We start from the raw sequence: 14815 nt of genomic DNA, 5'->3' as shown, positions 1-14815 counted from the left end.
CCCCCATTTTGCCGCTGGTATTGCCGTTGTTTTATCTGGGTATTGCCTCGCCACCGTTTCGGATTCCGAAACGGTTTTTTTATGTCCATTGCCTTTGTTGGCTACCGCCTCGCGGCCCAGTCAACCTGCATAACTCCAACGCGGTGTAAGCGCATCGAAACCATATAGGCTTGCCCGTCTCTTACTCCTGACTACCCACCTACTTTCCTCAACTTCGGTATGGCACGCAAAGACCTGCTCGACATCGCATCCCTTCACCGTGAGGAAATCGAGTTCCTGCTCGACCAATCCACGTCCTTTAAAAAACTGTTCACCCGCTCGGTGAAAAAAATCCCCGCCCTCGAGGGCAAGTCCGTGCTCATGCTGTTCTACGAGGCGAGCACCCGGACGCACTCCTCCTTCGAGGTCGCGGCCAAACGCCTCTCGGCGGAGGTGACGAACTTCAACGTCGACCATTCCTCCATCACCAAGGGCGAATCGGTGCGCGAGACCATCGAGACGCTCCAGGCCATGCGCACCGACTACATCGTCGTCCGCCACAGTCACTCCGGCCTGCCCGGCATGATTGCCCGCCAAACCACGGCGTCGGTCATCAATGCCGGCGACGGGGCGCACGAACACCCAACCCAGGCCCTGCTGGACGCCTTCACCATCAAGGAAAAATTCCCCGACCCCCGGGGCAAAAAAGTCCTCATCATCGGCGATATTCTCCACTCGCGCGTCGCGCGCTCCACCAGCACCCTGCTGCAAAAGCTGGGCGTCGAGGTCGCGTACCTCGGCCCGGGGTCCTTGGTGCCCAAGTATATCCCGGAAAGCATCCGCCGCTTCACCGACTACGAGGCGGCCATGGCCTGGGCACCCGATGTGGTGTACCTGCTCCGCGTGCAGATGGAGCGCCAGGACGTGCAGTTTTTCCCCAACGTCCGCGAATACCACCGGGTCTACGGCATCACCAATGCCCGGCTGGCGGAAATCAGCGACAAGGGCCTCTACATCATGCACCCCGGCCCCGTGAACCGGGGAGTGGAGCTGTGCGACGCCGTCATGGACTACGAGCGCAGCCTGATTACTAACCAGGTCGAAAACGGCATCTCCGTTCGCATGGCCGTCCTCGACTGGCTCACCCCGGGCGGCGACTTCCCGCGCCAGGAACCGTATGCCGCACAGCAGCAAGCCAGCTCATCGGTGGTTACGCCCTAAACGCCGGACGCAGCGGCTGGTTCCGCCCGTGTATTTCCTTCTTCAACAGCCCGAATATTCCCACATCCCTTGCCGGTTTACAGTACTCCCCCATCCATGCTTCTCCTTCAAAACGCCCGCATTGCTTCTGAAAATTCACCTGTGCTTGTCGAGGGCGATGTCCTGATTGTCGAAGGAATAATTCAGGACATCGGCAGCAGCTTGGCTATTCCCGAAGGTGCCCGGGTCATCGACGCGCATGGTCGGGTGCTGATGCCGGCTATGTTTGACGCCCACGTCCACTTCCGCGCCCCCGGCTTTGAGAACAAGGAAACCATCACCACGGGGAGCGAAGCGGCCATCAACGGCGGCATTACCGGCGTGGTGATGATGCCGAACACCCGGCCGGCCCTCGACTCGGCGACTGCCATCGCCACCGTGCTGGAAAATGCCAAGGACCGGTCCCGCATTCCGGTGTATACCTCCGGCTGCGTCACCAAAAACCGCGAGGGCAAGGAGTTGGCGGAAATCGAGGGCATGCGCGGCCTCGGGGTGAAGATGCTCACCGACGACGGCGACACCACCGCCGACCCGGCGGTGCTGCTGCGGGCGATGCAGTATGCCACCGAGTTCGGGATGTTTTTCGCCAGCCACTGCGAGGTGCCGGAGCTGGCCGGGCCGCGTGCCCTCAACGAAGGGGTGATGAGCTACCGGCTCGGCATCAAGGGCTCGCCGGCCTGCGCGGAGGAAATCATCATTGACCGCGACATTCGCCTGGCCCGGGCGGCGGGTGCGCACGTGCACATCCAGCACGTGTCCAGCAAGCTTGGCATGGAAACCATCCGCTGGTGGAAATCGCGCGGCGATGTGAAGGTGACGGCCGAAGTGGCCCCGCATCACCTGATGTTCACCGACGAGCACATCGGCGACTACGACACGAACTACAAAATGAACCCGCCGCTACGTACGCAGGCCGATTGTGACGCGCTGCTCGAGGGACTCAAAGAAGGCGTATTCGACCTCATTGCCACCGACCACGCGCCGCACACGCCGTTCGAAAAAGCCCAGGATTTTATCAGCGCACCCAACGGCATCACCGGCTTGGATACGGCCCTGGTGTCGCTCTATCACCACTTCGTCGAGCCCGGAAAATTCGGTTGGGACTTGGTAGTGAAACGCTACTCGGCGGAGCCCCGCCGCCTGATGGGCCTGCCGGTGCCCGCCATCGAAGTCGGCCAACAAATCAATTGCGTCTTGTTTGATACCGAAGCGGAAACAACCTTTACGAAGGAATTCATGAAATCCAAATCCCAAAACACGCCCTTCATCGACAAGACGTTGAAAGGCCGGGTAGACCTGGTGATTCTAGGCACGGAAATCCTGCTGGAGCGCTAACAGTTAGGGGGTGTGGACAGCATGAGGTGGTCTAGTGAGGTAGTCAAGCTAAGCCGCGCTGCTCGATGGCGGCCGCTTACCCGGCTTGGCCGAAGCCAAGCTCGAAATCAACCACTACATTGCCTACTACAACGCCGGACGACGACACTCCACACTCGGCGACCACTCGCCCCATCCACCACGTCGCAACCCCCATGCAAACCACATTCCAACTCTGTCCGGCTTGGCTAGACCACCTCAAACCGCATGGAGGGTGAGGCAGCCGTTGCCCTCCATCAAGGCAAACCGCTGGCTGTTAACGGTTTCCAGCACGACAACTGGAGTGTGTTCCGTCTCGATGATGCGCGCCCGGTTGTACTCGTCATCGCCGACAAAATGCAGCACCGCACCATAATCGCCTAAGGTCACGAGGTGTTTAGCTCTGACAAACTTCAGTTCGTTGGGGACATCGCCTTGGAGCGGATAAACCTGGCTGGGCGCCTGATTGCCCTGGGTTGTGGGCTCCCATAGAACTAAGCTGTCCTCGACACCCACGGCCAACTGCAGCGCTGGGGCATAGGGGAACGCACCCATTGATTGATTTCGCCCTCCACCCGTTCGCGGTCACTGCTGCTGCCGTTTTCTGACCAGGACAACAGCCAGTTTGCCGAATAGGTGTAGTAGCGACCCCCATGGTGTACCAACTCGCAGGGCCAGGGGCGTTCCGTCAAATTGAAATCCGGGATACCATCGGCGAAGTCGTGACTAAGGGGGGTAACGGCTTGCCCTCGGCGGTGTACCGCTGCACGGTAACGGCCGTGCCCCGAAGCTGCGTTGTGACTGTGGTTCCATGCGGCAGCGGGGCCACGCGCGTGGGCCAGGGCAGCAGATAGCTTGGGCATTCCACTGTTAGCGCTTCGGGGAAATACTTGTTTTTGGGCAGCTGTTTGGTTTCCAAGGCCAGGGCTCTGGAGGGCCGCAGCAGAATACGGGCGCTGTGTTGTTCCTCGGCAATGAGCAGAATAGCGGTATTTTCGTCCACTGGTGTCATCCAGGAATAGTATTCTACGTTGCCATCAGCACCCGGCGCCACCGATGCTCACAGGCTGAAGCCGCCGTCGGCAACGTCGCGGATGGCCTTGGGCAGTTGGGCCAGGGGCATGCTTTTGAACAGGTAGCCGCTCGCGCCCCGGCTCAGGGGCAGGTAAATGCGTTCGGGTTCTCAAACACAGTTTGCACAATGACGTCGGCCCGGGGCACGTACTACCCGGGGCACGTACTACTTGATGAGAGGCCGGGCGGGCCCAAATCGAGCAGCACCACATCGGGGGGGCAGCGCGGCAGAGAAATCCATTATATATAACCTCTCCCCTACTGCAACCCCTTCAGCATTTTATAAAAAGCCTCGGCGTAGGTGTCACTGATGGGAATAATTTGGTCGCCAATCTGAATCCGGTTTTTCTCGATGTGGTCGATTTTGTCGATGGCGACCAGAAACGACCGGTGCACGCGGGCAAAATCCTGGCCCGGCAGCAGCTCTTCCAGTTTGGCGAAGTTCAAGAGGGTCATAATCTTCTCATCCCGGGTATGAATCCGCAGATAGTCTTTCATGCCCTCCACGAAGAGAATGTCGCGGGTAGCTACTTTCTGAATGCGGTGGCCCACCTTGAGAAAAATATACTCCTGTTCGGGCTTCGTTTCCGCTTTTTCCGCCTGTTTTTCTGGGGCCTGGCGGGGGCTTTGCTCCTGGTACAGCCGCAGCACGGCTTTGTAAAACCGCTCAAACGTAAAGGGTTTTAGCAGGTAGTCCTTCACCTCTAAGTCATAGGCCTTCAGCGCATACTGGTCGTAGGCGGTGGTGAGGATAATCATGGGTTTGGGGTTCAGCATCGGGATGAAGCTGAGCCCGTCCAAATCCGGCATGTTGATGTCGAGAAACAGCAGGTCGGGCTGGTCGGCCGCCAGATGAGCGGCCGCCTCCAAGGGGCTCTCGAAGGTCCCTTTCAACTCCAGAAACGAAACTTTGCTGATGTATTCTTCCAGAATTTCCTGGGCCAGGTGCTCGTCCTCAATGATGTAGCAGGTGAGCTTGTCTTTCATGAGTCGGGACGTGTAGACCGTGGATGGTGAGCAGGACCGTAAAGGTGTCGCCAGAGTCCTGAATGGTGAGCGTGTGCTGGCCGGGATACAATAAAGCCAGTCTTTTTCGAACGTTGGGCAAGCCGATGCCCCCGGGTTCTTCCAGCGAAGAAGCCGGCTTTTTGGCGATGGGGTTCTGGACGCTGAAGGTCAGGTCGCCATTTTGTACCTCTACCCTGACCTTGAGGTCGCCGGGCTCCAGGCGGCCGGGGCTGTGCTTGTAGGCGTTTTCCAGCAGGTGGATGAACAGCAAAGGGGCAATGGAGCAGGCGGCCGTTTCCCCCACTATCTGCAGGTCAACTACCGGGCTATTTTTGTAGCGAAGCTGCTGCAAGCTCACGTAATCCTGCAAGTAATCCATCTCCCGGGCCAGCGGCACCGTGGCCGCATTGGACTCATATATCATGTATCGCATCAACGAGGCCAGGTGCATCACTGCCTCCGGGGCGGTTGGGGCTTGCTTGTACACCAGCGTGTGGATGTTGTTGAGGGTATTGAACAGGAAGTGCGGGTTAATCTGCGACTTCAGGTTGGTGAGTTCGGCTTCCACGGCCTGCTTCTCCAACTGCTCTTTCCGGATGGTGTTGAGGACCAGCGTCTCGGTGATTCGGGCCAACCAACTCAGGAAGAGAAAGATGGGTACGGTCGTGAAGAAGTACATGGAATAATCTCCAAAATCAACCGCCTTCTGGTGGAAAAACAAGAAGGGCAACGGCCCGCTCAACGCAATTCCCCCCAGCCGGAGCCAGTATCCTCGTCCTTTCCGCTTACCAGAATACTGAGTCAGCAGGTAGAAATGGAGGTAAAAAACATACAGACAGGTGGCAATAAACCCCGCCGCGGTGCTACGCCAGTAGGCCTCGGTGTCACTCCTGAGTTGCAAGAAGACTAGCAAGGTGAACAAGGTCCAGACGGACAGGTGAATCAGCCAGAAGATTTTTTTGACGCGCTCCATAGCACAAAGGTGGGGTTGTGGGCGGTGGCCCGGGCCAGCGTTTCGACCAGCTGCGAAGGCTAATCTACGGGATGGGAAAAGGAGCCTGCCAGTGCTTTCGCGGCACCAAAGCCCCACTTGGTCGAATACTTTCCCGCATCAGCATATCGGGTTTCGCTATCCGAGCCGCTGACAATTGCTTCGTCCTAAAATAGAGAAAGCAGCTCTTTTTTAGAATAAACCGAAGCAACTCAGGAGAAATGAAAAATCAACAAGGCAGCCTAACTATCCGCAATGTCTCGAAACGGTATGCGAATGGCGTGCAAGCCTTGCACGATGTGTCGCTGGACATTCCGCCGGGCATGTACGGGCTGCTCGGCCCCAACGGCGCGGGCAAATCAACCCTGATGCGCACGCTCGCCACGCTGCAGGAGCCCGATGCGGGTGACATCTTTTTGGGTGACCTGGACGTGGTGAACCAGAAGGAAGCCGTGCGCCAAACGCTGGGCTACCTGCCCCAGGAATTCGGCGTGTACCCCAAAGCCAGCGCCGAGGAGCTGCTCGACTACTTCGCGGTGCTGAAAGGCATTACCAACCGCACGCTGCGCAAGGAAACCACCGAGGCCTTGCTCATACAAACTAACCTCTGGGACAAGCGCAAGCAGAAACTGGGCGGCTTTTCGGGCGGTATGAAGCAGCGCTTTGGCGTAGCGGTGGCCCTGCTGGGCAACCCGCGACTGCTCATCGTCGACGAGCCCACGGCGGGCCTCGACCCGGCCGAGCGGGTGCGCTTTCTCAACCTATTGAGCGAGCTGGGAGAAAACAGCGTCGTAATTCTCTCCACGCACATTGTGGAAGATGTCTCGGAACTGTGCACCAACATGGCCATCATCAACCAGGGCCAAATCCTGCTGGAGGCCGAGCCCATGGAGGCCGTGGCCTTCCTCAAAGGGCGCATCTGGCGCAAGCTGACTGATAAAAAAAACCTGCCGGCGCTGGAGCAGGAGCACCGGATTATTTCGGCCAAGCTGTTGAGTGGCCGCACCATGGTACACGTGTACAGCCCGGATATGCCCGGCCACGGATTCGAGCCGGTGGAGCCGGACCTGGAAGATGTCTACTTCAGTGCCATGACAGGCTGCTTCAGCTCGGTTAGTCAGCAACCGAAAGCGGAGGGGATTGCGCTATGAAGTTCCAACGGATTTTTGCGCTGGAGTTCACCTACCAGCTGCGCCGGGCCGCTACCTGGCTCTACTTCGGGGTCATCTTGGTCATCACGTTTCTGGTGGTCATTGCCAACTATGCCTCTGATGCGCGAGACGGGTACATTTTACTGAATGCGCCCATCGTTATGGCCGCCGTCACGGTTATCTGCTGCGTGTTTTGGCTGGTGATAGGCGCCTCCGTGGCGGGTGAGGCGGCGGCCCGCGACGTGCAGACCCGCATGCATTTGCTCACCTACGCGGCCCCCGCCAGCAAAGCCGCCTACCTGGGCGGGCGGTACCTGGCTGCCTTTGCCCTCAGCGCGTTCCAGCTACTTGCCATCCCGGTGGGTATGTTGCTGGCCATGCACTTTGCCGGGATAGAAGCCGAGATTCTGGGTCCGTTTCGGGTGGCGCCCTACCTGACTACCTTTTTCTTTATCGCGCTGCCCAACGCCTTTTTCGCGACGGCCATGCAGTTTTCGGCGGCGGCGCTCAGCCGCAAGGCCCTGGCCAGTTATCTGGTCGGCGCGGCCCTGTTTGCGGCGTCCTACACGATATGGCCGCTGCTGGAAAAAGGGGGAGAATGGGGGAATCTGGCCGACCCGATGAGTTTTGGGCCGGTGCTGAGCCATCTGTCCATTGACTGGAGCCCGCAGGAGAAAAGCACGCGTTTTCTGCTGCTGGAGGGCTCATTTCTCGCCAACCGCCTCCTGTGGTTCGGCATTTCGCTGGGCCTGCTCGCGTTTACCTACTTCCGGTTTCAGTTCATATTGCCTGGAACCGGCCAAAAGCAACCGTCGGGCAAACCGCTACCTCCCACGGTGGCGGCTTGGGAGAAGCTGCACTGGGGCACCGGGGAGGCACTGCCGCAGGCCAGGGGAACGTATGGCTGGGCCACCCAGCTGCACCAGTTGCGCCTCATCACCTGGGAATCCTTCTTGCAGCTCGCCAAAAGCAAGGCCGGGCTGCCGCTGCTGGCCGTCTTAGCCCTGCTGGTGGGGGCCACCATATCCGGCAACTTGAAGGGCCGCGGCGTGCCCTTGCTGCCCCGCACCGACTTTGTGCTGGAGTACCTGACCGCTCCCCTGGCGGGGCCGGCCGCTTTCTGGGTCCTCATTGCGTTGCTCATTATCTTCTACGCCGGCGAACTGGTGTGGCGGGAACGGGAAACCGGGCTGAGTGAGGTTGCCAACGCGGCGCCCGTGCCCGAGTGGGTGCTCTTCCTGAGTCGGTTTCTGGCGCTAAGCCTGGTGCTGGTGGTGTGGCTGGCCTTCTTAATGACGGCCGGAATGGTGGCGCAGGCGGCCATCGGGGGTGCCTCACCCGAAATTGGATTGTACGTGCGGGCGCTATTTGGGCTTCAGCTACTTGAATGCCTGCTTTTTGCCCTGCTGGCCCTCACCGTGCACGTGCTGGTGAATCAGAAGTTTGTGGGGCATCTGGTGGCGCTGCTGGTTTACGGGTTCATGTCCTTTGCGCCTACGCTGGGCATCGAGCATAAGCTGCTCATCTTCGGCGCCAGTCCGCCCTGGACCTACACCGATATGGCTGGCTTTGGAACGTCGCTGGCGCCCTGGCTGTGGTTCAAAGGATACTGGGTGGCCTGGGCGCTGCTCCTGGCGGTGGTGGCGCGGCTGTTCTGGGTGCGGGGCCGGGAGGGCGGTTTTGCGGCGCGGCTCCAGCTGGCCCGCCGGCGCTTCACACGTTCCAGCGTCCTGGTTTCGGCGGTGGCCTTGGGGGGCATTTTCACCCTGGGCGGGTTCATCTTTTACAATACCAACGTGTTGAATGGCTACCTGAGCTCCTCAGCAGCCACGGCGCAGCGTGCCGCTTACGAACAGCGCTACCGCCGATACCACAACGCCCCACAACCCCTGCTAACTGGCGTAAACCTGCAGGTGGAAATCTACCCACAGCAGCGGGTAGTGGCGATAAAGGGCACGTACCTGCTGGTAAACAACAGCCCGGCACCTATCGATTCGATTCATCTTGGAACCGGGGCCGGCGTTGAAACCGCTGCGGTAAACTTCGACCAGCCCTTCAAACAGGTTCATAGAGACGAGGAGCATGGCTACCGCATGTACGCCTTGGCCCGGCCCCTGCAACCCGGCGACTCGCTACGCCTGTGCTTTCAAGTGAAGCACAAAGCGCAGGGCTTTTCCAACAGCGGGGCCGACGCGCAGGTGCTGGCCAACGGCACCAGCTTCCGGAATCTGGAGTGGCTGCCGGTGCTGGGGTACCAGCCCTACCGGGAGCTGGACGAAGCCGGCGCCCGCAAAGCGTATGGCCTAGCCCCCCGGCCCGCCACCTACTCGCTCTACGACGTGGCAGCCCGCCGGTACGCCCCGTTTCCCGAGCAAATCCGCTTCGAGGCCATCGTAGGCACCGATGCCGGCCAAACCGTAGTGGCCCCGGGCACCTTGCGCCGGACCTTGACCAAAGCTGGCCGCCGCTACTTCCATTATGCCACAGATGCGCCCATTCGCAACGAATATGCCTTTTTCTCGGCCAACTACGCGGTGCAGGAAGGAAAATGGAAGAGCCCATCTGCCGGCCCGGAGCAGGACGTTGCCATTCAGGTTTATTATCCCCCGGGAATGACGGAAAACCCGGTGCGCATGGTCCGGAGCGCCCAGTCCTCGCTGGATTATTACACCAAGCAGTTCGGGCCCTACCCGCACCGGCAGCTCCGCTTTGTAGCCCATGCCAGTTATGCCTTCGGCAACCACGCCTCGCCCATCAACATTACGGCGGAGGAAGGATTTTTCCTCATGAACCCAAAGGAGGACGAGCGGGGCTTTGACCTGGTGACGGCCGTGGTAGCGCACGAGGTGGCGCACCAGTGGTGGGGCAACCAGCTCAAGCAAGCCTACGTGGAAGGCGCCGGTCTGATTACTGAAAGCCTTGCCTGGTACTCGGCCATGGGCGTGGTTAAGGACAAATACGGTCCGGAGCACCTACAGGCGCTGCTGCGCTTCCTGCGGGAAGAAAACGAAACCCCACGCACCCGGGCCGCCAAGCCACTGCTGCAGGCCGAGGGTTTTTACCAGAACTACCGCAAAGGGCCCTTCGCGCTGTACGCCCTAAGCCAGTACATCGGCCGGGACCGGGTAAATGGCGCGCTCCGAAATTTGCTGGTGCACCACCGCCCCGGGGCCATTCCCCGGCCCACGTCGCTCGACCTCTACAGGGAGCTGCAAACGGCCACGCCGGACTCGCTCCAGCCGCTGCTACACGACCTTTTCGAGGCCAACACCTTTTGGGAGTTCGAGACAAAAACTGCCAACGCCAACCAACTCAAAGGAGGCCCCTGGCAGGTAACGCTTACCCTGCAGGCCAGCAAAATGGTAGTGGACAGCGCCGGCACCGAAACGAAACGACCGATGCAGGATTGGGTAGAAATTGGAGTCTTTGCTGCCGCTGAAGCGGGCAAGGAAGGCAAGCTGCTCTACCTGCGAAAGCACCTGATTAAATCCGGCCAGCAGACAATTACAGTGACGGTACCTGGCAAGCCCGCCACAGTTGGGTTTGACCCACGCAATTTGCTAATTGATTGGAATTTAACCGACAACTACAAATCGGTGAAGTTGAAAGATTAGGTGTTTACGACCTGGCCCTTTTTTAAGTACCAATATCCTCCACTGCCATTTCTTTTCTACTATAAAATCCTTAATATGAGGTGGTCCAGGCATTCCGAAGAGAAGCAATATGCATTTCTCTTACGTCCGGCGTGCTTTGACCACCTCAACTGGGCCCGAAACTTACCCATCAGGTCCGGCGACACCTAATTCCCTCACATCCATGAATTACATCAGACCGCACCATGAGTTTGGTCATTTTTAAAGCGGGATTGGAGGCTGAATTTTGGGCAACGGGCAGCTGATGCCCTGCTGCTGACAACGGTGGGCCGGCACTCCATTTTGCCCCCCCATCAGTGCTTGCCCACCTCAACTTCTCCCGCCATGCAAACGCAACGCTGGTTACCATGGGTGCTGGCCGTTTCATTGGCCGGTTGCGAAACCCGACGGCCCGTTGAAGAGGCTGGCCAGCCCAGCCGGCAGGTCCCCGTCGTGTCCCAGTTGCCCACCGATACGAGTGGCCGGGCCCGGCGCCCCCTGCCCCCGGCGCTGCCCCTCGACACGGAAGCGGCCGAACCCTGGACGCGCCTGCAAACCGCCCTACGCCGACACGATACGGCGCAGCTAAACCAGCTCATCGACCCCGCGCTGGGCCTGTGGGTGGTAGAAGATGGCGCCACGGGCTTGGTTATCACGCGGGTTGCGGCGGGCGCGGCGTTTCGGCAGGCCTATGCCCGCGTGCCGTTGCAGAGCGTCGAACGGCAGCTTCAACCATGTTCCGCGCTGCTGGCCGTGCCGCAGTTTCCGGATATTGATTGCGGCGAGCGGCGGAATGGGCGGTCCGGCTATGAGCGGGATGGCTGTTTTGGTGGCCCAGCCACCGATTTTAAAGCCCTGGATTTGTGGTCTCGCACCCGGCTGAAGGATGGCACCTTGGCGCAGGGGCAGGCGGCGCAAGCGCGGGTAGGCCGCACGGTGTTGCACACCCGCAGCGGCTTTCGGTTTCATTTTGCCAAACGCCCAGGCAACGCGGGGCGCTGGTACCTGGTATTTGTCGACCTGCGCACGCCCTGTATTAGTTAAAACCAATAAAGCGGGCTTCTTCCCTACCATCAATCGTGCACTTGGCATTGGTAGTATTGGCGCTCCAATGCAGAGGGAATTGCCTAGCCTAAGATTTTGATTACGAGAAAGTAGCTAACTCATTACGGATGCGGCCATCTTCCATTTCGATGATGCGATGGGTTTTGGCGGCAAACTCGGGGTCGTGCGTTACGATGAGCAGGGCTTGGTGGTAGGTTTCGGCCAGCTCCTTGAAAATATCGAACACGACCTCGCCGTTTTTCTTGTCAAGGTTGCCCGTAGGCTCGTCGCCCATGATGATGAGCGGGTCGTTGATAAGCGCCCTGGCAATGGCTACGCGCTGCTTTTGGCCGCCCGAGAGTTGGTTGGGTTTCTTGAGGGCTTCACTTTCGATGCCGAGGATTTTTAGCTTTTCGTAGGCGCGGTGCTCGATTTCCGGGCTCGATAATTTGCCTAGTTTTTCGGCGGGCAGCATCACATTGCGCAGCACCGAAAACTCGTTCAGCAGGTAGTGAAACTGGAACACGAAGCCGATTTTCTCGTTGCGCACGCGGGCCAGTTCGGCTTCTCTTTTATCGCGCATGGGCACGCCGTCAATCAGCAGGTCGCCTTCGTACATCGTGTCCATGGTGGAGAGGATGTAGAGCAGCGTCGATTTGCCGCAGCCCGACTTGCCTACCACGGCCGCAAACTCGCCCCGGCCCAGCGCAAACGTGAGGCCGTGCAGCACCTGCACCCGCACGGGGTCGTCGAAATACTTGGTAATCTGGCGGGCTTCGAGCGCGGGCGTGTCCATCTCACTTGCCTCTGATGATGACGACCGGGTCGACCACACTGGCCTTGCGGGCCGGGAAATACCCCGCCAAATAGGTGGTAACGAGCGAAAATACCGCCCCAATGCCGTAGAAAAGCGGGTCGAAATTGACCGGGAAAGTGTGTACCGTGGGCAGCGCCGCCGGGTGAAACGGCACCCGCGCAATGAGGGCCGAGAGCCCGAACCCGAACAGCAGCCCCACCCCGCCGCCCGACAGCCCGATGGACAGCGCCACCGCCACGAACAGCCGCTGCACATCGCGCCCCGCAAACCCAATGGCCTTGAGGATGGCAATGGTGTCCATCTTCTCGTAAATCATCATATTCAGAATGTTATAAATCCCGAAGCCCGCCACAATCAGCAGTGTGACACCCACGGCGTAGGAAATGAGGGTGCGGATAGTGGTGCCGGTTTCAAAATCTGAATTGGCGGTTTCGATGTCCATGGCCTGCACTTCGTAGCGTTGCGCGTACTCCTCGGCCAGCCGGGGTGCCAGGGTGAAATCGTGGAGTTTTATCTGAATGTCGGTGATGTAGTTGTTGGCTTCGCCGAGCAGCTTTTGGGCAGTGGCCAGCGAGGTATAGCTCTGCACCTTATCTACCTCCAGCAGGCCCGACTGGAACAGGCCGACCACCTTGAGCTGCACGCGGTTGCCCTTCACGGTGGTAATTTGGACCACGTCGCCCACGCCCACCAGCATGAGGTCGGCGGCGGCTTTGCCGAGGATGATGCTGTTGGCCACGGTTTTGAGGTTGAGCGGATTGCCGGCCACCACGTAGTCGCCGAAGGCAAAAAGCCGGTCTTCCTGCTCCACCTCAATGCCGCTGATAGTGCCCGTGAGGTCGATGGTGCCCACGTTGTAGAACACCTGGGCCTGGGTTTTGGGAGCCACGCCGCGCACCCGCGGGTCGTGGCGCAGGGCCGCGATGATGGCCCCGGCGTTGTGAATGCGCGGCAGCTCGTCGCTGGGCTTGATGGAGCGGATGAAATTGTGCTGCCGCCGGCCGGTGTAGCGGTCGATGGGCTGCTGCGGGGCCGGTTTCACCTCGTTGTAGAGGCGCACGTGGGGCGTGCGGTTCAGCACCAGCCCATCGAGCAGCTGGTTGAGGCCCGACATAAAGCTGAGCAGCGCAATGAACATGGTGATGCTGAAGGTGACCCCGATGGCTGCCACCAGCGTCTGCCGCCAGCGGGCCAGCAGCAGCGACAGGGCCACGTCGTAAAGCAGGGGCAGGTTCATTTTGCGGGGGCTGTGATTTCATCGTCGGGCGTGAGGCCCGCCAGGATTTCTACCATCTGGTAGTCGCGTAGGCCGGTTTTCACCCGCGCCAGCTGGCCGTTGGCCTTCCGCACCGTGGAGTCGTCCACCAGCAGGCGGCGCGGAATGAGCAGGGCTTTGGGCTTGGTTTGCAGCACGATATTGGCCTCGAAACTGACGAACGGATACAGCACCGGCGGCTGGCGCACGAAAGCCGCATCGACCTGAAACGTGCGGGTGCCGGTGTTCATCATCGGCGAAATGGTGGTGACGCGAGCCTGGAAAACCTGGCCTTTGTAGCTGTCCAAAGTCACCAACACCAGCTGGCCGGGGCGGATTTTCACGATGTCGGACTCGTCTACCTGCATTTCGAGCACGAAGTGGCGGGCGTCGCCGAGCAAGGCCAGCGGCGTTTGGGGCGTCACGGCCTCGCCCTTTTCTCGATAGAGCTGGTAGATGATGCCGTTGATTTTGCTGCGCAGGACGAAATCGCTGGCCTTCGTCCGGGCAATCTGCAGGTTTTTGCGCGACTGCGCGGCGGCGAAATCGAGCTGTTTTTTGAGCGTCTGGTAGCTGAGCACCGCCGATTCGTAGGCGGTTTTGGAGGCGGCGTAGGCCAGCTCCTTTTGTTCCAGGGTCAGCTTGGTGCCGATGGACTGCTGCCAGAGTTGGCGCTGCCGGGTGAGCTGCAGCTGGTCGTTCTGCATGGTGCGGCGTTGCAGGGCAATGCGTTCGCGGGCTTCCTGGAGCTGGCTTTGGTTGGCGGCCACGGCGGCGTAGCGGGCGGCCAGGGCGGCGTTTTCCTGGGTCAGCTGCTGCACGTCGCTGGCAATGGAAAGCAGCGGCGTGCCCACCCGCACCGAGTCGCCCTCGCGCACAAACACGGTCTGAATGATGCCGCCCGCGCTGGCAAAAGCCTGGTACTGCCGCCCGCTCTTAACCGTACCGGCCGCGTACACCGATTCGGAAATGGCCGACCAGACGGGTTTCACGCGCTCGGCCTTGTCCCGGCAGCCGGCCAAAGCCAAGCTTATCAGCAGCAGCCAACGCCCGGGCAGCACGGCGGGCAGGCATGGCAGCAGGGGCTGATTGGCGTTCATGGGCGGACACGCGGCTGCCGACGCCACTTGGGTGCCGTGCCTGCGGCAATTTCTACCGGATTCCCGCCCCAAAGAATGACCGTAATCAATTGAATTTTCGATTATTGTCATCTTCCCCGCAAAGGCCCGAATTAGCACCATGCTTAAGTGC

Annotated in this window: 12 protein-coding genes and 1 pseudogene; 6 read left to right on the top strand and 7 right to left on the bottom strand. The window is 59.9% G+C overall.

What is annotated here, in order from left to right; translation table 11 throughout:
* Positions 1–219 precede the first annotated feature (219 nt).
* The 3 genes and pseudogenes from I2I05_RS11650 to I2I05_RS22450 all read left to right on the top strand — a co-directional run.
* Positions 220–1200 carry an aspartate carbamoyltransferase catalytic subunit gene (locus tag I2I05_RS11650; RefSeq protein ID WP_196282413.1) on the top strand — a complete coding sequence of 327 codons (981 nt, stop codon included), beginning with the start codon at positions 220–222 and terminating at the stop codon, positions 1198–1200.
* Positions 1201–1296: 96 nt separating this feature from the next.
* Positions 1297–2574 carry a dihydroorotase gene (locus tag I2I05_RS11645; RefSeq protein ID WP_196282412.1) on the top strand — a complete coding sequence of 426 codons (1278 nt, stop codon included), beginning with the start codon at positions 1297–1299 and terminating at the stop codon, positions 2572–2574.
* Positions 2575–2659: 85 nt separating this feature from the next.
* A pseudogene (locus I2I05_RS22450) lies at positions 2660–2734 on the top strand (IS3 family transposase); the annotation flags it as partial.
* 77 nt (positions 2735–2811) lie between these two features.
* Here I2I05_RS22450 and I2I05_RS11640 read toward each other — a convergent pair.
* The 4 genes from I2I05_RS11640 to I2I05_RS11625 all read right to left on the bottom strand — a co-directional run bounded on the left by I2I05_RS11640 (position 2812) and on the right by I2I05_RS11625 (position 5647).
* Positions 2812–3147, bottom strand: coding sequence for a hypothetical protein (locus I2I05_RS11640; protein ID WP_196282411.1), 336 nt, complete (start codon positions 3145–3147; stop codon positions 2812–2814).
* 133 nt (positions 3148–3280) lie between these two features.
* Positions 3281–3595 (bottom strand): hypothetical protein, encoded by a 315-nt coding sequence (locus tag I2I05_RS11635; RefSeq protein WP_196282410.1) that lies wholly within the window; start codon positions 3593–3595, stop codon positions 3281–3283.
* Positions 3596–3924: 329 nt separating this feature from the next.
* Positions 3925–4653 carry a LytR/AlgR family response regulator transcription factor gene (locus I2I05_RS11630; protein WP_196282409.1) on the bottom strand — a complete coding sequence of 243 codons (729 nt, stop codon included), beginning with the start codon at positions 4651–4653 and terminating at the stop codon, positions 3925–3927.
* Positions 4622–5647, bottom strand: coding sequence for a sensor histidine kinase (locus I2I05_RS11625; protein WP_196282408.1), 1026 nt, complete (start codon positions 5645–5647; stop codon positions 4622–4624). The genes I2I05_RS11630 and I2I05_RS11625 overlap by 32 nt, the downstream gene beginning before the upstream one ends.
* A 239-nt stretch (positions 5648–5886) precedes the next feature.
* On the opposite strand from I2I05_RS11625, the gene I2I05_RS11620 reads away from it, so the two are divergent.
* The 3 genes from I2I05_RS11620 (at position 5887) to I2I05_RS11610 (ending at position 11492) form a co-directional block, all read left to right on the top strand.
* Positions 5887–6816 (top strand): ABC transporter ATP-binding protein, encoded by a 930-nt coding sequence (locus tag I2I05_RS11620; RefSeq protein ID WP_196282407.1) that lies wholly within the window; start codon positions 5887–5889, stop codon positions 6814–6816.
* Positions 6813–10430 carry an ABC transporter permease/M1 family aminopeptidase gene (locus I2I05_RS11615; protein WP_196282406.1) on the top strand — a complete coding sequence of 1206 codons (3618 nt, stop codon included), beginning with the start codon at positions 6813–6815 and terminating at the stop codon, positions 10428–10430. The genes I2I05_RS11620 and I2I05_RS11615 overlap by 4 nt, the downstream gene beginning before the upstream one ends.
* Positions 10431–10793: 363 nt before the next feature.
* A complete protein-coding gene (locus tag I2I05_RS11610) occupies positions 10794–11492 on the top strand; it encodes a hypothetical protein (RefSeq protein ID WP_196282405.1) in 699 nt (232 codons plus the stop codon).
* A gap of 100 nt (positions 11493–11592) precedes the next feature.
* On the opposite strand, the gene I2I05_RS11605 is transcribed toward I2I05_RS11610, so the two are convergent.
* Genes I2I05_RS11605 through I2I05_RS11595 form a run of 3 tightly spaced genes read right to left on the bottom strand, consistent with a single transcriptional unit; the run spans position 11593 to position 14664 of the window.
* Entirely contained in the window at positions 11593–12288 is a 696-nt protein-coding gene (locus I2I05_RS11605) for an ABC transporter ATP-binding protein (RefSeq protein WP_196282404.1), read from the bottom strand.
* Position 12289: 1 nt separating this feature from the next.
* Positions 12290–13546: an FtsX-like permease family protein gene (locus I2I05_RS11600; protein ID WP_196282403.1), complete on the bottom strand. Its 1257-nt coding sequence runs from the start codon at positions 13544–13546 to the stop codon at positions 12290–12292.
* Positions 13543–14664, bottom strand: a complete 1122-nt coding sequence (locus I2I05_RS11595; protein WP_196282402.1) for an efflux RND transporter periplasmic adaptor subunit — start codon at positions 14662–14664, stop codon at positions 13543–13545. Before I2I05_RS11595 ends, I2I05_RS11600 begins: the two co-directional genes overlap by 4 nt.
* Between the last annotated feature and the right edge of the window lie 151 nt (positions 14665–14815).

The sequence above is a fragment of the Hymenobacter jeongseonensis genome (assembly GCF_015694725.1).
Lineage (GTDB): Bacteria > Bacteroidota > Bacteroidia > Cytophagales > Hymenobacteraceae > Hymenobacter > Hymenobacter jeongseonensis.
This window is presented reverse-complemented; position numbering and strand designations above follow the sequence as displayed.

Bases quoted from the DNA above. Each gene is read 5' to 3' on its own strand.
- I2I05_RS11640 (WP_196282411.1), bottom strand. From the start codon at position 3,147: ATGGGTGCGTTCCCCTATGCCCCAGCGCTGCAGTTGGCCGTGGGTGTC.
- I2I05_RS11610 (WP_196282405.1), top strand. From the start codon at position 10,794: ATGCAAACGCAACGCTGGTTACCATGGGTGCTGGCCGTTTCATTGGCC.
- I2I05_RS11630 (WP_196282409.1), bottom strand. From the start codon at position 4,653: ATGAAAGACAAGCTCACCTGCTACATCATTGAGGACGAGCACCTGGCC.
- I2I05_RS11620 (WP_196282407.1), top strand. From the start codon at position 5,887: ATGAAAAATCAACAAGGCAGCCTAACTATCCGCAATGTCTCGAAACGG.
- I2I05_RS11615 (WP_196282406.1), top strand. From the start codon at position 6,813: ATGAAGTTCCAACGGATTTTTGCGCTGGAGTTCACCTACCAGCTGCGC.
- I2I05_RS11600 (WP_196282403.1), bottom strand. From the start codon at position 13,546: ATGAACCTGCCCCTGCTTTACGACGTGGCCCTGTCGCTGCTGCTGGCC.
- I2I05_RS11650 (WP_196282413.1), top strand. From the start codon at position 220: ATGGCACGCAAAGACCTGCTCGACATCGCATCCCTTCACCGTGAGGAA.
- I2I05_RS11605 (WP_196282404.1), bottom strand. From the start codon at position 12,288: ATGGACACGCCCGCGCTCGAAGCCCGCCAGATTACCAAGTATTTCGAC.
- I2I05_RS11645 (WP_196282412.1), top strand. From the start codon at position 1,297: ATGCTTCTCCTTCAAAACGCCCGCATTGCTTCTGAAAATTCACCTGTG.
- I2I05_RS11595 (WP_196282402.1), bottom strand. From the start codon at position 14,664: ATGAACGCCAATCAGCCCCTGCTGCCATGCCTGCCCGCCGTGCTGCCC.
- I2I05_RS11625 (WP_196282408.1), bottom strand. From the start codon at position 5,647: ATGGAGCGCGTCAAAAAAATCTTCTGGCTGATTCACCTGTCCGTCTGG.